General features: G+C 68.0%; 25 protein-coding genes. 13 read left to right on the forward strand and 12 right to left on the reverse strand.

The genetic code is table 11. The annotated features are described in order from the left end of the window. The first annotated feature begins 26 nt into the window (after nucleotides 1–26). The 5 genes from dxs (at nucleotide 27) to HZ321_RS00525 (ending at nucleotide 6099) form a co-directional block, all read left to right on the forward strand. The gene (gene dxs / locus HZ321_RS00505; protein WP_181699153.1) at nucleotides 27–1943 is read left to right on the forward strand and encodes a 1-deoxy-D-xylulose-5-phosphate synthase; all 1917 of its coding nucleotides are present in this window, start codon (nucleotides 27–29) and stop codon (nucleotides 1941–1943) included. 17 nt (nucleotides 1944–1960) lie between these two features. Then, on the forward strand, nucleotides 1961–2674 hold the full coding sequence (locus tag HZ321_RS00510) for a GNAT family N-acetyltransferase (RefSeq protein ID WP_181699155.1): 714 nt from the start codon (nucleotides 1961–1963) through the stop codon (nucleotides 2672–2674). Between the two features lie 75 nt (nucleotides 2675–2749). Continuing rightward, nucleotides 2750–4078: an MFS transporter gene (locus HZ321_RS00515; RefSeq protein ID WP_181699157.1), complete on the forward strand. Its 1329-nt coding sequence runs from the start codon at nucleotides 2750–2752 to the stop codon at nucleotides 4076–4078. Nucleotides 4079–4145: 67 nt separating this feature from the next. After that, nucleotides 4146–4880 (forward strand): TlyA family RNA methyltransferase, encoded by a 735-nt coding sequence (locus HZ321_RS00520; RefSeq protein ID WP_181699159.1) that lies wholly within the window; start codon nucleotides 4146–4148, stop codon nucleotides 4878–4880. Then, nucleotides 4873–6099, forward strand: a complete 1227-nt coding sequence (locus tag HZ321_RS00525; RefSeq protein WP_181699160.1) for a TRAM domain-containing protein — start codon at nucleotides 4873–4875, stop codon at nucleotides 6097–6099. Before HZ321_RS00520 ends, HZ321_RS00525 begins: the two co-directional genes overlap by 8 nt. An 80-nt stretch (nucleotides 6100–6179) precedes the next feature. Here the strand turns inward: HZ321_RS00525 and ald are convergent, their stop codons facing one another. Then, nucleotides 6180–7298, reverse strand: coding sequence for an alanine dehydrogenase (gene ald / locus HZ321_RS00530; RefSeq protein WP_181699162.1), 1119 nt, complete (start codon nucleotides 7296–7298; stop codon nucleotides 6180–6182). Nucleotides 7299–7501: 203 nt separating this feature from the next. On the opposite strand from ald, the gene HZ321_RS00535 reads away from it, so the two are divergent. Further along, nucleotides 7502–7960, forward strand: a complete 459-nt coding sequence (locus HZ321_RS00535; RefSeq protein WP_181699165.1) for an Lrp/AsnC family transcriptional regulator — start codon at nucleotides 7502–7504, stop codon at nucleotides 7958–7960. 7 nt (nucleotides 7961–7967) lie between these two features. Here the strand turns inward: HZ321_RS00535 and aroC are convergent, their stop codons facing one another. The 4 genes from aroC to fabI form a co-directional block, all read right to left on the reverse strand. Beyond that, nucleotides 7968–9086: a chorismate synthase gene (aroC, locus tag HZ321_RS00540; RefSeq protein WP_181699167.1), complete on the reverse strand. Its 1119-nt coding sequence runs from the start codon at nucleotides 9084–9086 to the stop codon at nucleotides 7968–7970. A gap of 76 nt (nucleotides 9087–9162) precedes the next feature. Next, a complete protein-coding gene (locus HZ321_RS00545) occupies nucleotides 9163–9771 on the reverse strand; it encodes a histidine phosphatase family protein (RefSeq protein WP_181699169.1) in 609 nt (202 codons plus the stop codon). Nucleotides 9772–9844: 73 nt separating this feature from the next. After that, the gene (locus HZ321_RS00550; protein ID WP_181699171.1) at nucleotides 9845–10093 is read right to left on the reverse strand and encodes a hypothetical protein; all 249 of its coding nucleotides are present in this window, start codon (nucleotides 10091–10093) and stop codon (nucleotides 9845–9847) included. A 62-nt stretch (nucleotides 10094–10155) separates the two neighbouring features. Continuing rightward, nucleotides 10156–10974, reverse strand: a complete 819-nt coding sequence (gene fabI / locus HZ321_RS00555) for an enoyl-ACP reductase FabI (protein WP_181699173.1) — start codon at nucleotides 10972–10974, stop codon at nucleotides 10156–10158. Between the two features lie 322 nt (nucleotides 10975–11296). Between fabI and HZ321_RS00560 the strand changes: the two genes are divergently transcribed. Continuing rightward, on the forward strand, nucleotides 11297–12718 hold the full coding sequence (locus HZ321_RS00560; RefSeq protein ID WP_181699174.1) for an FAD-binding oxidoreductase: 1422 nt from the start codon (nucleotides 11297–11299) through the stop codon (nucleotides 12716–12718). Nucleotides 12719–12746: 28 nt separating this feature from the next. On the opposite strand, the gene HZ321_RS00565 is transcribed toward HZ321_RS00560, so the two are convergent. The 5 genes from HZ321_RS00565 to HZ321_RS00585 form a co-directional block, all read right to left on the reverse strand. Next, nucleotides 12747–13469: a hypothetical protein gene (locus HZ321_RS00565; protein WP_181699176.1), complete on the reverse strand. Its 723-nt coding sequence runs from the start codon at nucleotides 13467–13469 to the stop codon at nucleotides 12747–12749. Between the two features lie 112 nt (nucleotides 13470–13581). Further along, nucleotides 13582–13842, reverse strand: coding sequence for a hypothetical protein (locus HZ321_RS00570; protein WP_181699177.1), 261 nt, complete (start codon nucleotides 13840–13842; stop codon nucleotides 13582–13584). A 176-nt stretch (nucleotides 13843–14018) separates the two neighbouring features. Beyond that, nucleotides 14019–14402: a TIGR02301 family protein gene (locus tag HZ321_RS00575; protein ID WP_181699179.1), complete on the reverse strand. Its 384-nt coding sequence runs from the start codon at nucleotides 14400–14402 to the stop codon at nucleotides 14019–14021. Continuing rightward, nucleotides 14399–14848 (reverse strand): NUDIX hydrolase, encoded by a 450-nt coding sequence (locus HZ321_RS00580; RefSeq protein WP_181699180.1) that lies wholly within the window; start codon nucleotides 14846–14848, stop codon nucleotides 14399–14401. Before HZ321_RS00580 ends, HZ321_RS00575 begins: the two co-directional genes overlap by 4 nt. Further along, complete coding sequence (locus HZ321_RS00585; protein ID WP_181699182.1) at nucleotides 14845–15390, reverse strand: hypothetical protein; 546 nt, start codon at nucleotides 15388–15390, stop codon at nucleotides 14845–14847. Before HZ321_RS00585 ends, HZ321_RS00580 begins: the two co-directional genes overlap by 4 nt. Nucleotides 15391–15480: 90 nt before the next feature. On the opposite strand from HZ321_RS00585, the gene HZ321_RS00590 reads away from it, so the two are divergent. Next, nucleotides 15481–16215 carry an SOS response-associated peptidase gene (locus HZ321_RS00590; RefSeq protein WP_181699184.1) on the forward strand — a complete coding sequence of 245 codons (735 nt, stop codon included), beginning with the start codon at nucleotides 15481–15483 and terminating at the stop codon, nucleotides 16213–16215. A 42-nt stretch (nucleotides 16216–16257) separates the two neighbouring features. On the opposite strand, the gene HZ321_RS00595 is transcribed toward HZ321_RS00590, so the two are convergent. Beyond that, the gene (locus HZ321_RS00595; RefSeq protein ID WP_181699186.1) at nucleotides 16258–17592 is read right to left on the reverse strand and encodes a dihydroorotase; all 1335 of its coding nucleotides are present in this window, start codon (nucleotides 17590–17592) and stop codon (nucleotides 16258–16260) included. Nucleotides 17593–17756: 164 nt separating this feature from the next. On the opposite strand from HZ321_RS00595, the gene ygfZ reads away from it, so the two are divergent. The 3 genes from ygfZ (at nucleotide 17757) to HZ321_RS00610 (ending at nucleotide 19901) form a co-directional block, all read left to right on the forward strand. After that, the gene (ygfZ, locus tag HZ321_RS00600; RefSeq protein ID WP_181699187.1) at nucleotides 17757–18644 is read left to right on the forward strand and encodes a CAF17-like 4Fe-4S cluster assembly/insertion protein YgfZ; all 888 of its coding nucleotides are present in this window, start codon (nucleotides 17757–17759) and stop codon (nucleotides 18642–18644) included. Beyond that, nucleotides 18641–19273, forward strand: a complete 633-nt coding sequence (locus HZ321_RS00605; RefSeq protein ID WP_181699189.1) for a YfbR-like 5'-deoxynucleotidase — start codon at nucleotides 18641–18643, stop codon at nucleotides 19271–19273. The genes ygfZ and HZ321_RS00605 overlap by 4 nt, the downstream gene beginning before the upstream one ends. Before the next feature lie 88 nt (nucleotides 19274–19361). Continuing rightward, a complete protein-coding gene (locus tag HZ321_RS00610; protein WP_181699191.1) occupies nucleotides 19362–19901 on the forward strand; it encodes a tyrosine phosphatase family protein in 540 nt (179 codons plus the stop codon). A gap of 29 nt (nucleotides 19902–19930) precedes the next feature. Here the strand turns inward: HZ321_RS00610 and HZ321_RS00615 are convergent, their stop codons facing one another. Next, entirely contained in the window at nucleotides 19931–20242 is a 312-nt protein-coding gene (locus HZ321_RS00615) for an ArsR/SmtB family transcription factor (protein WP_181699192.1), read from the reverse strand. Nucleotides 20243–20333: 91 nt separating this feature from the next. Here HZ321_RS00615 and HZ321_RS00620 point away from each other — a divergent pair, with 91 nt between their 5' ends. Both HZ321_RS00620 and ppdK read left to right on the forward strand, forming a co-directional pair. Then, complete coding sequence (locus tag HZ321_RS00620) at nucleotides 20334–21086, forward strand: SDR family oxidoreductase (protein ID WP_181699194.1); 753 nt, start codon at nucleotides 20334–20336, stop codon at nucleotides 21084–21086. A 132-nt stretch (nucleotides 21087–21218) separates the two neighbouring features. Continuing rightward, the gene (ppdK, locus tag HZ321_RS00625) at nucleotides 21219–23885 is read left to right on the forward strand and encodes a pyruvate, phosphate dikinase (RefSeq protein ID WP_181699196.1); all 2667 of its coding nucleotides are present in this window, start codon (nucleotides 21219–21221) and stop codon (nucleotides 23883–23885) included. The last annotated feature ends 3 nt before the right edge of the window (nucleotides 23886–23888 follow it).

Consider the following 23888-nt stretch of genomic DNA (forward strand, 5'->3'; position numbering starts at 1 on the left):
GCCGACCGTTTCCGGGACATGCCCCATTGACCAGGCCATCAACGCCCCTCCTCGATCGCATTGCCTCGCCTGCCGACATGAAGGCGCTCGACACGGCTGCCCTCAAGCAGCTGGCCGACGAGGTCCGGGCTGAGATGATCGATGCGGTCTCGGTGACCGGCGGGCACCTCGGCGCCGGGCTGGGCGTGGTGGAGCTGACGGTCGCGCTCCATGCGGTGTTCGACACGCCGGACGACCGGCTGATCTGGGACGTCGGCCATCAGGCCTATCCGCACAAGATCCTGACCGGCCGGCGCGACCGGATCCGCACCCTGCGGCAGGGTGGCGGGCTGTCCGGGTTCACCAAGCGCGCCGAAAGCGTCTACGACCCGTTCGGCGCGGGCCACTCGTCGACGTCGATCTCGGCGGGGCTCGGCATGGCGGTCGCGCGGGACCTGAAAGGCGGAAAGAACAGCGTGGTCGCGGTGATCGGCGACGGTGCGATGTCGGCGGGCATGGCCTACGAAGCGATGAACAACGCCGGGGCCATGGACAGCCGGCTGATCGTGATCCTCAACGACAACGACATGTCGATCGCCCCGCCGGCCGGCGCGATGAGCGCCTATCTGGCGCGGCTGGTGTCAGGGCCGACCTACCGGTCGATCCGCGAGGCCATGAAGCAGCTCTCCGGCGCGTTACCGAAGGCGCTGCGCGAGAAGGCGAAGCTGGCCGAAGAGTATGCCCGCGGGTTCATGACCGGCGGCACGCTGTTCGAGGAACTGGGCTTCTACTACGTCGGCCCGATCGACGGGCATAACCTCGACCACCTGCTTCCGGTGCTGCGCAATGTCCGAGACAGCGCAGAGGGACCGATCCTGGTCCACGTTGTGACGCAGAAGGGGAAGGGCTACGCACCGGCTGAGGCGGCGGCGGACAAGTACCACGGGGTCAACCGCTTCGACGTGGTGACCGGTGCACAGGTGAAGCCGAAGTCCAATGCACCGAGCTACACCAAGGTGTTTGCCGAAGCCCTGATCCAGGAGGCCGCGTTCGACGAGCGGATCGTGGCGGTGACCGCGGCGATGCCGTCGGGAACGGGGCTGGACCTGTTCGGCGAAGCCTATCCGCAGCGGACCTTCGACGTCGGGATCGCCGAGCAGCATGCGGTGACCTTCGCGGCGGGGCTCGCCTGCGAGGGGCTGAAGCCCTTCTGTGCGCTCTATTCGACCTTTCTTCAGCGCGCCTACGACCAGGTGATCCACGACGTCGCGATCCAGGGGCTGCCGGTGCGATTTCCGATCGACCGGGCGGGTCTCGTCGGCGCGGACGGGGCGACCCACGCGGGTGCCTTCGACATCGCCTATCTCGCCTGCCTGCCGGACATGGTGGTGATGGCGGCCGGCGACGAGGCCGAGCTGGCGCACATGGTATCGACGGCCGCGGTCTACGACGAGGGTCCGATCGCGTTCCGCTACCCGCGCGGCGAGGGACGCGGCGTCGACATGCCGCTGCGCGGCTCCGTGCTGGAAATCGGCAAGGGCCGGGTCGTGAAGGAAGGCTCGACGATCGCCATCCTCTCCTTCGGCGGACGACTGGCGGAAGCGCTAAAGGCGGCCGAGGAGCTGGACGGCTTCGGTCTTTCCACCACGGTGGCCGACGCGCGCTTCGCCAAGCCGCTCGACCAGGATCTGGTGCTGCGGCTTGCGCGTGAGCACGAGGTGCTGGTGACGGTGGAGGAAGGCTCGGTCGGCGGGTTCGGCAGTCATGTGCTGCAGTTGCTGGCGACACGCGGGGCGCTGGATCGCGGCCTGAAGGTGCGTCCGCTGGTGCTGCCGGACGTCTACCTCGACCATGACAAGCCGGATGCGCTCTATGCCCGCGCCGGCCTCGACGCCAGGGGCATCGTCACCACCGTGTTCCAGGCGCTCGGGCGCGCGACGCTGAGTGAAGCCGGACGGGCCTGAAGGAAAGCACCACGACCATGACCGACCTGACACCCCTCGGCGACCCCATCGGCCCCGTCGTGGAAGGCTGGACCGCGCGTCCCCGGCCGCCCCGAACGCCGATGGTGGGGCGGACGTGCTCCGTGGTGCCCTTGTCCGCCGACGCCCATGCGGCGGATCTCCATGCCGCCAACAGCCTCGACGAAGCCGGGCGTATGTGGACCTACATGGCGACCGGTCCGTTTCCCACGCTGGAGAGCTACAGGGACTGGGCCGAGAAGGCGGAGGCGAGCGAGGATCCCCTGCATCATGCGGTGATCGACCAGGCGACGGGCAAGGCAATCGGCACCGCGAGCTATCTCCGGATCGATCCGCCGGTGGGCGTGGTCGAGGTGGGCTGGATTACCTGGTCGCCGCTCCTGCAGAAGACGCCGATGGCGACGGAGGCGATGTACCTGATGATGCGCCGGGTGTTCGACGAACTCGGCTACCGACGCTACGAGTGGAAGTGCAACAACCTCAACGCCGGATCCAAGACGGCCGCCGAACGGCTCGGTTTCACGTTCGAGGGCCTGTTCCGTCAGGCGTCGATCGTGAAAGGCCGCAGCCGGGATACCGCGTGGTTCTCGATCCTCGACGACGAGTGGCCGAAAGCGAAGGCGGCGTTCGAGGCCTGGCTCGATCCGTCCAACTTCCGGGACGGGCGGCAGATCCGGTCTCTGCAGGACATTCGCGCCACACTGGCAGGCTGATCGCGACGGCCCCGACCGTCAATCGGGCCTTCATCCGGCCGTGACACAATATCGGCGCGTTTCGGCAGGAGATGCTTGGCATTCCTGCTTCGCGAACGCTTCGGACGTTTCATCGTGGCCAAGACCCTGGCGCCCGTCGCCGCTCTTCTGTTCGGTATCGCCTTCCTGCTTGCCGGCAACGGCCTGCAGACGACGCTGGCCCCGCTTCGGGCGGCGGCGGAGGGATTCTCCGCGATCGAGATCGGTCTGATGGGGTCGGGCTACTACCTCGGCTTCGTGGTCGGCTGCCTGGTGGGACCGTACCTGATCCGCCGGGCAGGCCACATCAGGGCGTTCACTGCCCTCGTCAGCATCGCTTCGGCAACCGTCCTGGTGCATCCGCTGTCGATCCATCCGGCCGCATGGATCCTGCTACGCGCCGTCACCGGCTTCTCGCTCGCCGGGATCTACCTGATCGTTGAAAGCTGGCTGAACGACCGCGCGACCAACCAGAACCGCGGCTTCATCATGAGCGCCTACATCATCGTCAACTTCGCGACGATCACCGTCGGGCAGATGCTGGTCACCACGGCGTCGATCCATGACTTCACGCTGTTCGCCGTGGCTTCCATCCTGGTCTCGGCGGCGGTGCTGCCGGTTTCCATGACGCGTTCGGATCAGCCGGCGCCCATCGCGATCGTCCAGTTCCGGCCGATCCGGCTGTTCCTGACAGCGCCGGTGGGCATCATCGGCGCGCTGCTGATCGGGGTCGCCAACGGCGCCTTCTGGTCGCTGGGGACGGTGTATGCCACCGGCCGCGGCCTGGATTCGCAGGGTGCGGCCATATTCATGAGCGTCGCGGTGGTCGGCGGCGCGGCCATGCAGTGGCCGATCGGCCGGCTCTCGGACCGCTTCGATCGGCGGACCGTGCTGGCCGGCGTGATGGCCGCGGCGGCCACGGTGTCGGTCTTCCTCGCCATGCTGCCGCTCGGAAACTACGGGCTGATGGCGATGAGCCTAGCGTTCGGGATGACCACGCTCACCGGCTATTCGGTGGCAGCCGCGCACGCCTACGATCGCGCCGACAAGAACGCCTACGTGGAGATGGCGGCCGGGGTGCTGCTGGCGAACGGGCTCGGGTCGGTGATCGGACCGGTGCTGGCGTCGGCGCTGATGGCCTCCCACGGGCCGGAGTGGCTGTTCCTGTTCATGGCGATCGTGCAGGGGCTGCTGATCGTCTTCATCGCGCTTCGGGTGTGGCTGCGCGGCCCGGCCTCCAACACGGAGAAGGAGGAGTTCGACGTCTACTCCACCGCGCCGGTCGGCGGGGCGATCACGCCGGAGCCGAAATCCGCCGCGACAGCGCAGCGCGCCAACGCCGGCCCGGACCGGACGACACCGGCCATCATCACCGACGTCGCCTAAGCGGCAGGCCTTGCCGCTGACGGTCCGATCTGCAATGCACAGCGGCGAACCCGAGCCGTGACGAACCATGCCGCGCCTACGCCTCGACCTCCTCCTCGTTCAACGGGGCCTTTCAGAAACGCGCGCCCGCGCCCGGGACGCGGTTCAGCGCGGTACCGTGACCGTGAACGGGCGCGCGGTCACCAAGCCGGGTGATCTTGTCGCCGACGACGCGCAACTGGCGATCGACGACCCCGCCGCGCGCTGGGTGTCCAGGGCGGCGCTGAAGCTGGTCGCCGGGCTCGACGCCTTCGGCTTCGACGTGGCAGATCGCGCAGCCCTCGACATCGGTGCCTCCACCGGTGGGTTCACCCAGGTGCTGCTGGAACGCGGCGCACGGCATGTGACGGCAATCGACGTCGGGCATGGACAGATCAGCCCCAAGGTCGCCGCCGATCCGCGGGTGGCGTCGATCGAGGGCCTGAACGCTCGGGAGCTGGCGGCGAACCATCTGGCCCACCCGCCGGAGGTGATCGTATCGGACGTGTCGTTCATCTCCCTGACATTGGCGCTTCCGCCCGCCCTCGACCTTGCGGCGGCCGACGCTGTGGGGGTGTTCCTGGTGAAGCCGCAGTTCGAGGCGGGACGGGAGGCCATCGGCAAGGGCGGGCTGGTCGACCCGCAGACCGGGTTGGCGGCGGCCGAACGGGTGCGGGACTGGCTGGACGGCCGCGAGGGCTGGCGGACCGTCGGCCTGCTGCCTTCGCCGATCACCGGCGGGGACGGAAATCAGGAATACCTGTTGGGAGCGCGCCGTGGCTGACCTTCTGATCGAGCGCTTGGGCCATCGCGGCGACGGCGTGGCCAGCTTCCAAGGCCGCCCGGTGTTCGTACCCTACACGCTGCCAGGGGAACGGATCGAGGCCGAGGTCAGCGGCGATCGTGCCGTTCTCGGCGGGATCATCGAGGCGAGCCCGGACCGGGTTGCGCCGCCCTGCCCGCAATTCGGCGTTTGCGGCGGCTGCGTGCTGCAGCACCTTGGCGCCGGACCCTATGCCGCGTTCAAGCGCCAGCTGGTGGTGGACGCGTTGGCGGATCGCGGCCTCGCGCCGCCGGTGGAGATGCCCGTGATCGTGCCGCCCAACGCGCGTCGACGCGCGACGATGGCGGGCATCATGGCGGGCAAGCGGCCTATAGTCGGTTTCCACGAGCGCGCCAGCCACCAAGTGGTGCCGATCGAGGTCTGCTTCGTGGTGGTGCCGGAGATCCTGGCGGGCAAGCCGGCGCTTGAAGCTCTGACGGCCGCCGTCAGCCCACGCAAGCAGCCGCTCGACCTGACGGTCACCGCGACGACGGCCGGCCTGGACGTCGCGCTCAACGGGATCGTGGCGGCCGACGTGGACAGGCTGCGGATGAAGCTGATCGACATCGCCGGGCAGTTCGACCTGGCGCGGCTGTCCGCCCGCGGCGAAGCGATCGTGGAGCGACGCCCACCGGTGGTGATGATCGACGAGATCGCTGTGGTGCCGCCCCCGGGGGGCTTCCTGCAGGCATCCGCGGCGGCCGAAGCCGCGATGGGCGATCTGGTCGTGGCTGCCGTCGGCAAGGCCCGCAAGGTCGCGGATCTCTATGCGGGGGTCGGCACCTTCGCCTACCGGCTCGCCCGGACCGCCACCGTGACCGCAGCGGAAGGCGATGCGGGGGCGGTGAATTCCCTGGAACGCGGGTTCCGCTTCGCCAAGGGCCGCAACCGTATCATGGCGGAACGGCGCGACCTGACGCGGCGGCCGATGGTGGAAAAGGAACTCGAGGGTTTCGACGCGGTGGTGTTCGACCCGCCGCGCGCCGGTGCCGCCGAGCAGTGCCAGTGGATCGCACGCTCCAAGGTCCGGACGGTGGTGGCGGTCAGCTGCAACCCGGCGACGCTCGCCCGCGATCTGCGGATCCTGGTCGACGGCGGGTACCGTATCGAGAGCGTCACGCCGATCGACCAGTTCCTCTGGTCGAGCCACGTGGAAGTGGTAGCCGTGCTGCGGCGCTGACTACTTTTGAACGAAAAAGGCGAGCCGAGGCTCGCCTTTCCGATCGTTTCGCGCGGGGGACGCGCGGTCTGGAGCTGACCTTACGCGGCGAGCGCGCGGACCGTTTCCATGTAGTCGTAGCCCAGGGCGTCGGCGACGGCCTTGTAGGTGATGCGGCCAGCGTGGACGTTGAGGCCGTTGGCGAGGTGGGCGTCATCGGCGAGCGCCTTCTTCCAGCCCTTGTCGGCAAGGGCGAGCGTGAAGGGCAAGGTCGCGTTGTTGAGCGCGAAGGCCGAGGTGCGGGCCACGCCGCCCGGCATGTTGGCGACGCAGTAGTGGACGACGCCGTCGACCACATAGGTCGGGTTGGAGTGGGTGGTCGCCTTGGAGGTTTCCGAAGCGCCGCCCTGGTCGATGGCGACGTCGACGAGAACCGAGCCCTTCTTCATGCCGGCGATCAGTTCGCGGGTGATCAGCTTCGGAGCCGCAGCACCGGGGACGAGCACGGTGGAGATCACCAGGTCGGAGCGGGTCACCAGCTTGGCGATATTGTCCGCGTTGGAATGCGCGGTCTTGATGCGCGAGCCGAAGGTGGCCACCAGGCGGCGGAGCACATCGAGCGACCGGTCGATGACGGTGACGTCGGCGCCGAGGCCGATGGCGACCTGCGCGGCGTTGGTGCCGGCAACGCCGCCGCCGAGGATCACGACCTCGGCCGGCAGGACGCCCGGGACGCCGCCGAGCAGCACGCCCATGCCGCCCTGCGCGTTCTCAAGGCTATGTGCGCCGACCTGCGGCGCCATGCGACCGGCGACTTCGGACATCGGCGCGAGCAGCGGCAGCGAGCCGTTGGCGGCCGTTACGGTCTCGTAGGCGATGCAGGTCGCGCCGGAGGCCATCAAGTCCTTGGTCTGCTCCGGATCCGGAGCCAGGTGCAGGTAGGTGAAGAGGATCTGGCCTTCGCGGAGCTTCTTGCGCTCGACGGCCTGCGGCTCCTTCACCTTGACGATCATGTCGGCGGTGGCGAACACCTCGTCCGCGGTGGACACGATGCGCGCGCCGGCGGCCGTGTAGATGTCGTCGGAGACTCCGACGCCGCGGCCGGCATTGGTCTCGACCAGAACTTCATGGCCGTGGGCGACCAGTTCGCGAACGGACGACGGCACCAGGCCGACGCGGTCCTCGTGGTCCTTGATCTCCTTGGGAACGCCAACGCGCATCTCGAAACCCTCCTCCGTGATGCCGCGAGGCCAAGGCGGGGGATGCCGGCCTCCGAGCGGCGGTTCTCTCCCCTTCCGGGAAACAACGCGCTTCAAGGATCTCATCGATCGCGTGAAATTTCCTGCCGAAGGATCGGCCGGGATCTCCACTTCGCCGCAGTTTCTGCTACCATCTCGCGTCTCTTTCGCAGAAAGTGCAGACGATGAAGCTGGATCCGGTGGATCGTACGATCCTGGTGGCGCTCCAGGAGGACGGCAGCCTGACCAACGCGGAGCTGGCCGAGCGCATCCACATGTCGCCATCGGCCTGTCTCAGGCGGACTAAGATGCTGCAGGAGAGCGGCCTGATCGCCAAGACAGTGGCGCTGCTCGACCCGCGGCTGGCGGGGCTGCCGGGCACGGCCTACGTGTTCGTGACGCTCGACAGCCAAGGGCGGGCGTCGCTCGACAAGTTCGAGGCGGCGGTGCGGACGGTGCCGGAGATCACGGAGTGCTATCTGCTCGCCGGGCAGTCGGACTACCTGCTGCGGATCGTCTATCGCGACACGACGGACCTTGAGCGGATCCACACGGAAATCCTCACACCACTGCCGGGCGTGGTGCGGGTGCAGAGCACGCTGACGCTCCGTGCGGTGAAACGGACCACGAAGCTGCCCATCTAAGCGACCGTCAGCGCAGTGGAAACGGCACTCCGGCAGCCCGGCCGGTCTGGGCGCGGTGGCGCAGGAAATGATCGGCGAGGACGATCGCCATCATGGCCTCCCCGACCGGAACGGCGCGGATACCGACGCAGGGGTCGTGGCGGCCCTTGGTGAGGATGTCAACTTCACCGCCGGAGGCATCGATCGACCGCCGCTCGTTCAAAATAGAAGAGGTCGGCTTCACAGCAAATCGGGCGACAATCGGCTGGCCGGACGAAATTCCGCCCAGAACACCGCCAGCATTGTTCGAGCCGAACTGCACGGTGCCGTCGTTGCCCATCCTCATCTCGTCGGCGTTTTCTTCACCGGTGAGTTCGGCAGCGGCCATGCCGGCGCCAATCTCGACGCCTTTGACTGCGTTGATGCTCATGAAGGCAGAGGCGATGTCCTGGTCGAGCTTGCCGTAGATGGGTGCGCCCCAGCCGGCCGGAACCCCCTCGGCAACGATCTCGATCACGGCGCCGACCGACGACCCAGCTTTGCGGATGCTGTCGAGATAGGTCTCGAACCGGTCGCAAGCTGTTGGATCCGGACAGAAAAACGGATTGCGGCCGACCTCGTCCCAGTCCCACTTGGACCGGTCGATCCGCTCCTTGCCGATCTGGACGAGGGCGCCTCGGATGGTGACACCGGGCAGGATCTTGCGGGCGATGGCGCCCGCTGCGACCCGCGCTGCGGTCTCGCGGGCCGACGATCTTCCGCCGCCGGTGTAGTCGCGTATTCCGTACTTCAGGTCGTATACGTAGTCGGCATGTCCGGGTCTGTAGCGATCGCGGATGTCGCCGTAGTCCTTCGAACGCTGGTCGACATTGCGGATCATCAGCGATATCGGCGTGCCCGTGGTGACCGGCCCGCCGGTTCGGTCGTCCTCGAAGACGCCGGACAGGATCTCCACCTCGTCGGGCTCGCGGCGCTGGGTGACGAAACGCGACTGGCCGGGCTTGCGCTTGTCGAGAAAGGCCTGGATGTCAGCCGCCGTCAGCGGCAGCCCGGGCGGGCATCCGTCGACCACGCAGCCGAGGGCGGGCCCGTGGCTCTCGCCCCAGGTGGTGACGCGGAAAAGATGGCCGAAGGTGTTGTGCGACATGGAGCGTCTTCAGACCGGGTCCGGATTGTACCGACCCGTCTTTATGGGTTGGCACGGACGACGTCAAACCGCGGGGTCACACCCATTCCACTTTGCCGGCCGACCAGACATAGAAGCGGTCCTGCGGGGTGTGGAATTCGAGCGCCTCGGCGATGGTCAGCGCACCGAGCATGACCTTGAGGACGCGGTTCACCCCGCCATGGGTGACGAGAACCGTCGGCCGGTCGAGAGCGGAGACCAGCGGGCCCAACCGGTCGATCGCCTGGACGGCGCTCTCGCCCCCGGTGGGCGGAATGTTCCAGCGGTCCTTCTGGCGCGCGGCATAGCCGGCCGGGTCGGACTGCTGGATCTCTTTCAGGTTGAGACCGGACCAGCGGCCGAAGTCGAGCTCCATCAGGCGATCGTCGGTGCGGAAGGCGAGCGGGTCGAGACGGGCGGCTTCGCGGACGAGTTGCATGGTTTCGGCCGCGCGGGACAGCGGCGAGGCGATCCAGTCGTAGCCGTCGGGATCGAGGCCGAGTCGGTCGAAGCGGGAGCGAAGCGCTTCTCCGTTGCGCCGGGCCTGCGTGCGGCCGGTGTCGTTGAGGGGAATATCCTCACGGCCCTGCAGGATGGCGCCGGCGTTCCAGTCGGTCTGGCCGTGGCGGATGACGATGATCTCGTGGGAGGGAGCGCGCGCTAGCATCGTGAAGGGGATAGTGCGATCGCCCTGCCCCGGCAAGCGGCAATGGCGCTTCTGGATGTCCGTACGCCGAACGTCAGAGCTTCAAGTCGGCGATCTGCTTCTGCATGGCGGCGATCTTGGCGTTCTGTTCAGCCTTGAGGCGCGTCTGAACCCGTTGGACCGTGATGTCCATCAGACCTGAAACCTGGCTGGTCCCGGCGCCAAGAATGTTGCCGAAGAGAGCGTTCTGGGTTTCCAGCGACGACTGGTTGAGTTCGCGCTGGCGCGCGCGCCACTGCGTGATCTGCTGATAGCCGGTCAGGGACTTGCCGATCGTCGTCATGACGTCATGACACGCCGGAAAAGCTTAAGGGTGCGTTACCGCCCCAAAAAGTGCGCCCGAGTTCAGTCCTTGACGACGCTGATGTCCGGGGCGTCCACGGCCTTCATGCCGACGACGTGGTAGCCGCTGTCGACATGATGGACCTCGCCGGTGACGGCCCGTCCGAGGTCGGAGAGGAGATAGAGGGCGCTGTCGCCCACTTCCTCGATGGTCACCGTGCGCTTCAGGGGCGCGTTGTACTCGTTCCACTTCAGAATGTAGCGGAAGTCGCCGATGCCGGAGGCCGCGAGCGTCTTGATCGGTCCGGCGGAGATGGCATTGACGCGGATGCCTTTGGACCCGAGATCGACGGCGAGGTACTTCACGCTCGCCTCGAGGGCTGCCTTGGCCACGCCCATCACGTTGTAGTGGGGCATGACCTTCTCTGCGCCGTAGTAGGTCAGCGTCAGCAGCGAGCCGCCCTTGGTCATGAGCTTCTCGGCGCGCTGCGCGACGGCCGTGAACGAATAGGCCGAGATCAGCATCGTCTTGGAGAAGTTGTCGGCGGTCGTGTCGACGTAGCGGCCGGTCAGCTCGTCCTTGTCGGAGAAGGCGATCGCGTGGACGACGAAGTCGATGGTGCCCCAACGGGCCTCCAGATCGGCGAAGACGGCGTCGAGGGAAGCGGGGTCCGTGACATCGCAGTGCCCGGCGACGATGCCGCCGAGTTCCTGCGCCAGCGGTTCCACACGCTTGCGGAGCGCATCGCCCTGATAGGTGAAGGCGAGTTCGGCCCCGGCCGCGCTCGCAGCCTTGGAGATGCCCCAGGCGATCGACCGGTTGTTCGCCACGCCCATGATCAGGCCGCGCTTGCCCGCCAACAACCCGTTCGTTCCAGCCATCATCTTCTCCATGCCAACCGTACGGCACAGCCCATCAAAATGCCGGCTCCGTATGGCACAGGCTTTGCGATATTGGCAAGCCGGCTCCGCGACAGCCCGCCGCAGCGGCAGGCGCTTATGCACGCTGTGCAGCCCGATGCCCGCTGAATAGCGGCGCAATTGCCGCAAGACGGCCGGCAACGGCGGCATTTTGCGCGATGTGGCGGAAAGTTCACAGGGAGACCAAGTTCGTATGCGGTCTGCCGCCGGAGGCCGGCCGGAGGGATCTCCCGGCTCGATCCGACCGCTCGACGGCGGTGCGGCGGCGGCATAGGTTTCGGGGATGACCATCGCGCCTACGCCCGACCTCATCCAGCGTTTTTCGGCCATCGTCGGGGCGCGGCACGCCTTGCTCGACCCCCTCGACCAGGCCCCCTACCTCACCGAATGGCGCGACCTCTATCGCGGGGAAACGCCCGCCGTCCTGCGCCCAGGGTCGGTCGAGGAGGTTTCGGCGATCCTGCGGCTGGCGGACGAGACCGGGACGGCGATCGTGCCGCAGGGCGGCAACACCGGGCTGGTGGGCGGACAGATACCGGTACCCGGCAGTGGCGAGCTGGTGCTGTCGCTGGAGCGGCTGAACCGGGTGCGCGCCGTCGATCCCGCGGGAAACACGATCACGGTGGACGCCGGCGCGACGCTCGACGCGGTCCAAAAGGCGGCCGAGGCCGCGGGGCGGCTGTTCCCGCTGACGCTCGCCTCGCAGGGCTCGTGCCGGATCGGCGGCAACATCGCCACCAATGCTGGCGGTACGGCGGTGCTCTCCTACGGGAACACGCGCGACTTGGTGCTTGGGCTCGAAGTCGTGCTTGCCGACGGCAGGGTCTGGAATGGGCTGAGAGGCCTTCGCAAGGACAACGCGGGCTATGACCTGAAGCAGCTCTTCATCGGCTCGGAGGGGACGCTCGGCGTCATCACCGGAGCGGTGCTGAAGCTGAAGCCGCGGCCGGCAGAGGTGGCGGTGGCGATGGCCGGCATGGCATCGGCGGCAGGGGCCCTGCGCCTGCTCGGGCGGGCGCAGGCCGCCGCAGGGGCCGGGCTGACCGGGTTCGAGCTGATGATCGGCCGGGGGCTGCAGTTCGCGGTGAGGCACCTGCCGGGTGCCCGCAGCCCGTTCGCGGGTGAGCACGCCTGGAGCGTTCTCCTGGAGATCTCATCCGGTGCGCGCGACGGGGCGGCGCGCGCTGCCATGGAGACGACCCTTGCCGCTGCGCTGGAGGCCGGCGAGATCGACGACGCGGTTCTGGCGGAGAGCATCGGCCAGGCGGAGGCATTCTGGGCGCTTCGGCACGGCATGTCGGAGGTGCAGAAGCACGAGGGCGGCTCGATCAAGCACGACGTGTCCGTGGGAGTGGCGGACGTGCCGGCTTTCCTGGAGGAGGCCATTGCTGCGGTGGAAGCGGCGTTTCCGGGGTGCAGGCCGGTGCCGTTCGGGCACATGGGCGACGGCAACATCCATTTCAATGTCAGCCAGCCCTTGGGCGCAGACAAGGCTGCATTCCTGGCCGAATGGGACCGCATGAACGACGTTGTGCACGCGGTGGTCGCCCGGTTCGGCGGATCGGTGGCGGCGGAACACGGCGTGGGTCGGCTGAAGCGCGACCTGATCGCGGCCACCAAGTCGCCGGTGGAGCTCGACCTGATGCGGCGGGTCAAGGCCGCGCTGGATCCGAACGGGATCCTGAACCCCGGCCGGGTGATCTGAGGTCGATCCGAGGACGTCGGGATGGAGCCTATTCGCCAGCCTGGAACAGCTTCCAGGCTCCGTCGGCGCCGATCTCCACCCGGTAAAAGACGTAGGCTCCCGCCGCGCGCATCTCTTCGAAGTCCACTGCGGTGATGATGCGAAAGAGTTCGACCATCTGGGGGGCGCTCAGACGGTCCGGCGGGATCTGGGCGAAATAGGGCCAGACGAAGCGTTCGTCGCTGCCCGAGCCGACGCGGACCCAACCCGCATCGAGGACGTCGAGCAGGATGGCGAGGATCTCGCGACCCTCCGGATCGCTCGATTGGGCGATCAGGATGTCGGCGGGCTCGCCCCCGTCGATCGAGGTGAGGACCGGCGGAACGGGCGCGGCGGCGATCAGATCGGCGAGCGCCTTCACGTCGCCCGTTTTCGCGGCGTCGACGATCAGGCCGCGCATCCGCGCGACCGCCGGCGGCAGGTCCGCCTCGCCGTAGTGGATCTCCGGCAGCGGGGCGTCCGGGTCGGACGGTTCTTGACCGACGTCCTCGGACTGGTCCGGGTTGTCCTCCGGCTCCACGGTGAACGGAGATCCCTCGTTCGGAACGGTGAACGTGGGCGGGCCGGTTCGATCGAGCGCGCTTCCGGGCGGCATGACACGCTGCGTGGGGACGGACAGCGGCTTCTCCTCCGCCCGGGCGATGAGCGGGGCCTGGAGCGCAGCCACGACGACGCAGCCGACGAGCGAGAGGGTTCGGATCAGAGGTTCCATTTCGTCCAGCGACCGGCCGACAGGCGTTCAGATTGGCGCTGAACTGTGGCAGCGCCAAGCCGATTCGGGTCAATGCGAAAATACCGTCCGATGGCGCGAGCGATCCCGCAGGCTATTGAATCGTGCGCGACAGGGTATAGCCGCCGGCGTTGATCCGGTCGGGGAGTTCGGACACCAGGCGCGCGACGCAGTCCTCGCCGAAGCAGTCGACGAGCGTGGTCAGGGCTGCGAAGAGGGCGGCATGGGCGAGCGCGTCGGTGGGAACGCCTTCGGCCTCGGCGTCGTCAAAAGCGCGCTCAAGATGCTGCATCGCCTTTCGCTTGGCCGAGTCGGCCTGTGCCGGCTCAACCGGTTCATGCAGTTCGTCGCGCATCTCAAGCCCACCCGCTGTCGCTGCCGCCGTGCGAGCGGCGACGTTCTCTTCTTGCGTCGCAGCAACAGTAGCACCGGATCCTGCCGGCGCAATGCCGTCCGTTAATCAGCGTTAATCCAAGTTTCGATTTTCGGTTAACGCCGGGTTAACCAAGCCGGCTGGGCGGATGGCGGAAATCAGCCGGGGGCCCGCCCGAAACGCTGCTCCAATCGGGTGGCGATCGCCTCGCCTTCCGCCATGTAGCCACGGAGCACGGAGCGGGTCTGGTCGGTGCAGTTCCTGTGGACGGTGGCAAAGGTGCGGTGACCGCGATTGTAGACGTCCACGTATTTCCGGCGATCGTCGGGCGACATTTCCTGAGCGTCCAGCAGCGCCTGCATCTGCCGGCGCCACGCTCCCGATTCGGGCGCGCCGCAGAGGGTGTCCAGGTAGGAGACGGCGCCGAGGATCTCGGAGAACCTCAGCAGGTCGGGTGCGAACGGTGGTTGGTCCTGCGCAACGGCGGGCTGGGCTGCGGCCAGGAACAGGACAGCTGTGAGGGTGGAGAGGTGGCGGGTCATTCCGGGTCCGGTGGCAGGATCAGGCCGAAGCGGGCGGCTGTCACCGCCACGAAATGCGCCAGACGCGGCGTCGTCGCAAGAGTGTGAAGGTCCGCGGGCGCGACGAAAGCGGCGGCCGCGGCATCCGTCGCGGCCACGGCGGGGCTATCGTCGACGGGTCTGGCGGCGAAGACCAGGAGTACGTGGTGGCTGAGGAGCGCACCGGCAGGGTCGCGGCGGAGGATCTCGTGGAGGAAAGGTTCGCCAACCGGCTCGACGGCAAGCCCGGTCTCCTCCAGCACCTCGCGGCGGAGCGCCTCGGCCATCGTCTCTCCGGGCTCCACGTGACCGCCGGGAAAGGTCCAGAGATCGGACAGCGGCGGGTTGAGCCGGCGGATGAGGAGCACCCTGCCCTGCCGCCACACGCCGGCGCTGACCGCCAGCCTGGGCCCGATGGCGGGGGTCATTCGAAGAGCGCGTCGATGGCGGACTGGGTGTCGGCGGATTCGTCCTCGTAGACGGCGGCCGCGACGGGCGCACCGTTGATGAGGCCCATGGCGTGCGAGAGCAGCGGCTTGACGCGCATCTCCGTCAGGTCCTGCACGGCCTGGATGGGTGCGGCGTCGAGCGGCGCATGGACGATCATCTGCTGGACGTCGCCGAGGGCGCGTTCCACTTCCGCGACGGTGGCCTCGAAGGCTGCGCGCCGATCCGGGGCGACGGCCTGGTAGGCGCGGATCGCCAGATCGCGTTCCTTGAAGTGGGACAGACGGAAGTGATCGACGTAGGACCGCGGCTGCCAGGCGACCACGTCGGTGGCGCAGTCGGGCATCATCGGCAGCATGTCGATGAGCATGACGACTTCATTGAAATGATTGAGATAGTCCGTCGCCAGCCGGGTATCGGGATGGATGTTGGCGGCAGCAAGGCGCGCCGGCGACAGCTCGTCGTCAGACCGTCCGTCCGCCTCCAGCACTGCCGTCCCGTCCACGAAGTCGCCCCTTCTCATCGGACTGTTGCCTCATCCTAGCTGCGGCGAGGTTGCCAAATAGCTTACAGTGCCGCGCGGACAATCAGTTTTCGACGCGGGTACAGGCACATGTGCGGACGTTACACGCTGACGATGACGCCGGAGGAACTGAAGCGGCTGTTCCGGTACGTGGAGACCCCGAACTTCCCACCGCGCTACAACATCGCGCCGACGCAGCCGATCGCGATCGTGCGCGGCGAACACGGCGAATGCCACTTCCAGCTGGTGCGCTGGGGGCTGATTCCATCCTGGGTCAAGGACCCGGACAGCTTCACGCTCCTGCTCAACGCCCGATCGGAGACTGCCGCGGAGAAACCGGCTTTCCGTGGAGCGATGCGACACCGGCGCTGCCTGGTGCCGGCGAGCGGCTTCTACGAGTGGCGCCGGGTGGGAACGACCAAACAGCCCTTCTTCATCCGCCCGCGGGACGGTGGCGTCGTCGCCTTCGCCGGGCTCTGGGAAAGCTGGCTCGGGGCCGACGGAAGCGAGATCGACACGGCCGCCATCCTGACGACGGGCGCGAACCGGCTGGTCGCGCAGATCCACGACCGGATGCCCTTGGTGATCGACGAGGCGGACTGGGACCGCTGGCTCGACACGGCCGGCGCCGAGCCGCGCCACGTTGCGGAATTGTTGCGGCCGGCACCGGAGACGCTCTTCGAAGCGATCCCGGTGAGCACGCGGGTCAACGCGGTGCGCAACGACGACAAGGACGTGCAGGAGCCGATCAGCGAACCGCTGGTGGGGGAGGACGGCGTGACGGGCGACGAGGAGGCTGAACCGGCGCAGGGTCGGTTGTTTTAACGGATCGATAGCTCTTCTGGGGTGCGCCGGCTGGTCGACGTGCTAGGCCCTCGGCAGCGCCTCGCCGAAGAGGACGGGGCGGCCGGTGGAGGGGGTGAGGAGGTCGCCTTCCCACATCACGCGGCTGCCGCGGACGATGGTGCCGACCGGCCAGCCGGTGACGGTCTTGCCGTCGTAGGGCGTCCACTGCGATCTGGAGGCGATCCACGTGTTGGTGATGGTTTCGCGGCGCTTCAGGTCGACGATCGTGAGGTCGGCGTCGTAGCCGACGGCGATCCGGCCCTTGCGGGCAATGCCGAACAGGCGGGCGGGCCCGGCGCTGCTGAGGTCCACGAAGCGGGCAAGCGACAGCCGTCCGGCGGCGACGTGGTCCAGCATGATGGGGACGAGGGTCTGCACGCCGGTCATCCCGGACGGGCTGTCGGGATAGGGCTTGGCCTTCTCCTCCAGCGTGTGCGGTGCATGGTCGGAGCCTAGGATGTCGGCGATGCCCTGTTCGAGCCCCCACCAGATGCCGGCGCGGTGCGCGGCGGAGCGGACCGGCGGGTTCATCTGCACCAGCGTGCCGAGGCGACCGTAGGCGTCGTCGGCAAGCGTGAGGTGATGCGGCGTCACCTCGCAGGACGCGACGTCCTTGTGGTGCTGCAGGAAGCGCATCTCGTCGGCGGTGGAGATATGAAGGACGTGGATGCGGGCGCCGGTGCGGCGGGCGATCGCGACGAGGCGCTCGGTGCACTGGAGGGCGGCGGTGGCGTCGCGCCAGACGGGGTGGGACGCGGGGTCGCCCGGGATGCGTTCGCCCTTGCGTTCGCGAAGGCGGAACTCGTCCTCGGAGTGGAACGCGGCTCGGCGGCGGGTCTTGGAGAGGATGGCGGCGACGCCCTCGTCGTCCTCGACCAGCAGGTCGCCGGTGGACGACCCCATGAACACCTTGATGCCGGCGGCGCCCGGAAGGCGCTCAAGGTCGGGGATGTCGTCGACATTCGCACGCGTGCCGCCGACCCAGAAGGCGAAGTCGCAGTGCATGCGCGCCGTTCCGGCCGAAACCTTGTCGGCGAGGCGTTCGGCGCTGGTGGTCAGCGGGTTGGTGTTGGGCATCTCGAAGACGGCCGTGACGCCGCCCATGACCGCCGCCCGCGAACCTGATTCCAGATCCTCCTTGTGGGTGGCGCCGGGCTCGCGGAAGTGCACCTGGGTGTCGATCACGCCCGGCAGGATGTGGAGGCCGGTGGCGTCGACAACTTCACCGGCGCTGGCCGGATCGATGGAGCCGAGCGCGGCGATTCGGCCATCCCGGATGGCGACGTCGCGGACGCCTTTGCCATCCTGGTTCACCACGGTTCCGTTCTTCAGGACGAGGTCATAGGTGGCGGGCATCGGCGGTCTCCAAGGGTGCGCGGAGGGTTTATAGCGAGGCCGCCGGCCGCAGGCGAGAGGGCGGCCATTCGTCCGCCGCCGCGACGGTGGCGAGCGGGTTGCAGCCGAACGCGGGCGTGGATAGTTAGACTGTAACGTCCCCGTCCCGAGAAGGAGCAGCGCCGATGGCCGGTCCCCGAGTTGCCGAACTCGCCTCGCGGGCGGTGGTGGACGTGTCCGGCGACGACGCGGCCGCCCTCCTCGACCGGCTCGTCACGGTGGATACCGATGCCGCGCAGGACGAGGAGGCGGCATTCGGCGCTCTTCTCACGCCCCAGGGCAAGATCCTGACGGACTTCCTGCTGGTGCGGAACAACGGCGGTTTCCTGATCGACCTGCCGGCGACGGCCGCGTCAGACTTCGTCAAGCGCCTGACGCTCTACAAGCTCCGAGCGAAGGTGGCGATCGCGGATGTGAGCGACAAACTAGCGGTGCTGGCCTTCTTCGACGCTGACGAGCCGCCGAAATTACCCGGCCGCCTGGTCAAGGACCCGCGCGGGCTCGGCTACCGTGGCTATGTCGCGAAGCTTGCGGTTGGGCCTGCGGAGGCGGCGCCGGGCTTTGCAATCGTCGACGAAGCCGAATTCCAGGCCCATCGGATCGGGCTCGCCGTGCCCGAGGCGGGAGCCGACTATCCGTTCGCGGACGCTTTTCCACACGATGTCGCGATGGACCAGTTGTCCGGCGTCGATTTCTCCAAGGGCTGCTACGTGGGCCAGGAGGTCGTCAGCCGCATGCAGCATCGGGGTACAGCGCGCCGACGGCCTGTGGCGATTGCGGCGCTCTCCGGTAGCCTCCCCTTGCCGGGAGCGGAAATCCTGGCGGGCGGCAAGCCGGCCGGGATGCTCGGGTCGACCGCGGGCGGCAAGGGCTTGGCGATCGCGCGGCTCGACCGGCTGAAGGCCGCGCTGGACGGTGGGGAGCCGATCACCGCCGGGGGCGAGGCGGTTTCCGTCACCCTCCCCGCCTGGGCGCATTACGGCTGGCCGGCCGGAGGCGAGGCTTCGGAATGAGCCGGGCCAGCCTCGACAAATCCGGCGCGGCACGTGCGTGGCAGCGGATGCTGAGCGGCCGGCGGCTGGACCTCCTCGACCCTTCGCCGCTCGACGTGGAAATCGCCGACATCGCGCACGGTCTGGCCCGGGTGGCACGGTGGAACGGCCAGACGGTCGGGGCGCACGCGTTCTCGGTGGCTCAGCACTCGCTGCTGGTGGAGGAAATCGCCGGTCTGATGGAGCCGGACCTGAAACCGCGCGAGCGGCTGGCCGTGCTGCTGCACGATGCACCGGAGTATGTGATCGGCGACATGATCTCGCCGTTCAAGGCGGTGATGGGCGGCGCTTACAAGGTGGTGGAGGAGCGGCTCGCAGGAGCGATCCACCAGCGTTTCGGACTTCCGGCCGTGACCGATGCGCGGCTGAAGTCGTTGACGAAGAAGGCGGACACGGTGGCGGCCTACTTCGAGGCGGTGGAACTCGCCGGGTTCGCCGATCCGGAGGCGCGGAAGTTCTTCGGGCTGCCCAAAGGCATCGGACGGCAGACGCCGGCCGGTCCGAGGATCGGCCTCACGCCCCTTCCGACGGAAGATGCGCAGGCGGCGTTCCTGGCCCGTTTCGGTGAGATCGAGCCATTCTGCCGGTAGGCCATGCCGCAGTGCAGCGGCGTTGGCGCGAGACAGCGGCCGCCCGGCTGGTCCATAATCGGACACGATTGATTTCCGCCGGTGCCCCATGATCCACGTCTGCTCACTCGCCCGCCTGGAAGAGACCGTCACCCGGACGGGTGCCAAGCGCGTCGTTTCCCTGGTGAACTTCGGAACGCCGATGCGGCTGCCGGCGAGCGTGCGCCATGACGACCACCTGTTCCTGGCGATGAACGACATCCTCGATGTGCTGCCGGGAATGACGCCTCCGGGCCATCAGCACGTCTCGACGCTGTTCGAGTGGCTGGAGAGCTGGGACCGTTCCGCACCCCTGGTGATCCACTGCTTCGCGGGCATATCCCGGTCCACCGCCGCGGCCTATTCGGCCGTCTGCGCGCTCAACCCGGAGCGGGACGAAGAGGAACTGGCGCAGACGCTCCGCCGGCTCGCGCCGTCGGCGACACCGAACCGGCGCATCGTTTCGATCGCGGACGAGATCCTCGGCCGCGGGGGGCGGATGACTCAGGCGATCGATGCGATCGGCCGAGGCGCGGACGCGTTCGAAGGCACGCCGTTCCGGCTGGATCTGGATGCGGATCCCGTCGCGGCGCGCAGCGGGACGGCCTGAGCCCTCGCCTGCCGGCTCCGTTTCGCCGATCAGTCCGCGACTTTGAGGATCTGGGTGAGCAAACCGGGAAAACGGGCTTCCAGATCGTCGCGGCGCAGGGTGTTGATGTTCTCCACCCCCTTCTTCACCTGGAAGATCAGGCCGGACTCGCGCAGCACGCGATAGTGATTGGAGAGCGTGGAGCGGGCCATGCCATCGCAGGGGGCGGCGCCGCCGCAGCTCATGCCGTCCGGCTTTTCCGCCAGATTCTTGACGATTGCGAGCCGTGCGGGATCGCCGAGAGCGTTGAGGACGCCGACCAGGGAGATGTCGTCACGCGCGGGATGAACGAAGAAGGCCATGCCTCTTCATAGCACAGGCGTTGACATGCTCCAATAGTTCCGTATTTTCGAACTACCGTCATTTGGAAGTACGGAACTGGAGATCTGACCCATGCGCTTTACCAACTCCGTCGTCGTCGTCACCGGTGGATCGACCGGTATCGGCTTTTCGGCAGCGGAAGCCTTCGTCGCCGAAGGCGCGGTCCGCGTCTATATCACCGGCCGAACAGCCGATACCCTGCAGGCCGCCGCGGGGCGGCTCGGCAACCGGGCGGTTCCGGTGGTTGCGGATGTGGGCACCGAAGCCGGCCGGCGTGCCCTGGTTTCGGCCATCGAGGCGAACGGCGACCGGATCGACGTGCTGTTCGCGAACGCCGGAATCGCCGAGTCCCGGCCGTTTGCCGAAAGCGACGAGAGCTTCTTCGACCGGACGTTCGACATCAACGTGAAGGGCGTGTTCTTCACTGTGCAGTCGCTGCTGCCGCTTTTGAACGACGGCGGCTCGGTGGTGCTCAACGCTTCGATCGTCGGCAACAAGGGTATGCCGAACCTCAGCGTCTACAACGCCTCGAAGGCCGCGGTCCGTTCGTTCGCCCGCAGCCTGGCCAACGACCTCAAGCCGCGGCGGATCCGGGTGAACGCCCTCAGCCCCGGCGCGACGCTGACGCCCATCATGCAGAACGGGCTGAAGTTGGACCAGTCCGGCATCGACGCCTTCGAGGCGATGCTCGCCGCCAACGCGCCCGCCGGGCGCATGGGACAGCCGGCGGAGATCGCCGCTGGCGCCCTGTTCCTGGCCTCGCCGGCCGCCAGCTACGTGAACGGGATCGAGTTGTCGGTCGACGGCGGGCTGGCCCAGGTTTGACCTGGCGGCCGCGGGATGCTTTCCCGCGGCCCCTGTCCCTTTTTCGATCGTTCCTACGGCCTATCGACTTTCGGACCGCCCGGGGCCACCCTGGCGCCGCATCAGGCCAGCGATCGGGAAATGGGCTTACCAATGAAATGGGTCTACACGTTCGGCGACGGACGCGCCGAGGGTTCCGCCGCCATGAAGGAACTGCTCGGCGGCAAGGGCGCGAACCTGGCCGAGATGGCCAACCTCGGCCTGCCGGTTCCGCCGGGCTTCACTATCACGACGGAAGTCTGCACCTGGTTCTACGCCCACGAGCGGACCTATCCGGTCGAGCTTTCGCTCGAGGTCGACGAGGCGCTCAGGTCCGTCGGCCGGAAGACCGGACGGGTGTTCGGCGACGCTGAGCGGCCGCTGCTGGTGTCGGTGCGGTCGGGCGCGCGGGCGTCGATGCCCGGCATGATGGACACGGTGCTCAACCTCGGCCTCAACGACAGCACCGTGAACGCGCTCGCCCGCGAAGCCGGGGACGACCGGTTCGCCTGGGACAGCTATCGGCGCTTTATCCAGATGTACGGGGATGTGGTGCTCGGCGTCGATCACCACGCCTTCGAGGAGATCCTGGACGATCACAAGGACCGCGAGGGCTACGTGCTCGACACGGACCTGACGGCCGCCGACTGGCGTGTCGTGGTGGAGGGCTACAAGGCCTTGGTGGCCGAGGAGACGGGCGAGGCCTTCCCGCAGGATCCGACCGCACAGCTCTGGGGCGCGATCGGCGCCGTCTTCGGCAGCTGGATGAACGCGCGTGCGATCACCTACCGCCGCCTGCACGACATTCCCGCGTCGTGGGGCACGGCGGTGACCGTGCAGGCGATGGTGTTCGGCAACATGGGGGAGACCAGCGCCACCGGCGTTGCCTTCACCCGCAATCCCTCCACCGGCGAGAAGCTGCTCTATGGCGAGTTCCTGGTGAACGCGCAGGGCGAGGACGTCGTCGCGGGCATCCGCACGCCGCAGGACATCACCGAGGCCGCCCGCATCGCGGCCCGATCGGATCGGCCGTCACTGGAACGGGTGATGCCTGACGCCTTCCACGAGTTCGTGGCGATCTGCGGGACGCTGGAGAAGCACTACCGCGACATGCAGGACCTGGAGTTCACGATCGAGCGCGGCAAGCTCTGGATGCTGCAGGCCCGATCGGGCAAGCGGACGGCGGAAGCGGCACTCAGGATCGCCGTGGAGATGGCCGACGAAGGCCTCATCACGCGGGATGAGGCGGTCGGCCGGATCGATCCGTCGTCGCTGGACCAGTTGCTGCACCCGACGATCGATCCCGGCGCGCATCGCGACATCATCGGTTCCGGCCTGCCGGCCTCGCCGGGCGCAGCGTCGGGCGAGATCGTGTTCACCTCCGACGAGGCCGAGGCCGTCAAGCAGCGCGGGGCCAGGTGCATCCTGGTCCGCGTCGAGACGAGCCCGGAGGACATCCACGGCATGCATGCGGCCGAGGGCATCCTCACCACCCGCGGCGGCATGACCAGCCATGCGGCCGTGGTTGCGCGCGGGATGGGCAAGCCCTGCGTTTCCGGAGCCGGCAGCCTGAAGGTCGACGCCGGTCGCGGCGTCCTGACAGCGCTCGGGCGGACGTTCCGCGCTGGCGACATCATCACGATCGACGGCGGCACCGGCCAGGTGATCGCCGGCGAGGTGCCGATGCGCCAGCCGGAGCTGTCGGGTAACTTCGCCAAGCTGATGGGCTGGGCGGACGAGATCCGCCGCATGCGCGTGCGCACCAACGCGGAGACGCCGGCCGACGCCCGGGCTGCGCGGGCGTTCGGGGCGGAGGGGATCGGGCTCTGCCGGACGGAGCACATGTTCTTCGATGCCGGGCGGATCACCGCGGTGCGCGAGATGATCCTTGCCGACACCAGCGAAGGGCGGCGCAAGGCGCTCGCCAAGATCCTACCGATGCAGCGGCAGGACTTCGTCGAGCTGTTCGAGATCATGCACGGCCTGCCGGTGACGATCCGGCTGCTGGACCCGCCGCTGCACGAGTTCCTGCCGAAGACGGAGGGCGAACTCGACGAGATCGCCGCGGCCGTCGGCGTCACGCCGGAAAAGCTCAAGGACCGCGTGAACGCGCTCGCCGAGTTCAACCCGATGCTCGGGCATCGCGGCTGCCGGCTGGCCATCTCCTATCCGGAGATCGCCGAAATGCAGGCGCGGGCGATCTTCGAGGCGGCGATCGCGGCCGCCAAGACCACCGGCGCGCCGGTCATTCCGGAGATCATGGTGCCGCTGGTCGCGACGAAGGCCGAACTCGACTACGTCAAGGATATCGTGGACCGGATCGCGGCCGCGGTGACCAAGGAGAGCGGGCTCGACATCGCCTACCAGGTGGGCACGATGATCGAACTGCCGCGCGCGGCGCTCCGGGCGGCGGAAATCGCGGAGGCCGCGGAGTTCTTCTCGTTCGGCACCAACGACCTGACCCAGACCACCTTTGGCATCAGCCGCGATGACGCGGCCTCGTTCCTCGGCACCTACGTCAACAAGGGGCTGCTGGCGCACGACCCGTTCGTCAGCCTCGACACGGAGGGCGTCGGCGAACTCGTACAGATCGCGGCGGACCGCGGCCGTCGGACGCGGGCCGACATCAAGCTGGGGATCTGCGGCGAGCATGGCGGCGACCCTGCGTCGATCGGCTTCTGTGAAACGGTGGGGCTCGATTATGTATCCTGCTCGCCGTTCCGGGTGCCGATCGCGCGGCTTGCCGCGGCGCAGTCGGCGTTGAAGTCGAGGAAGGCTTGAGAA

The organism is Chthonobacter albigriseus (genome assembly GCF_013839445.1).
Classification (GTDB): Bacteria; Pseudomonadota; Alphaproteobacteria; order Rhizobiales; family Pleomorphomonadaceae; genus Chthonobacter; species Chthonobacter albigriseus.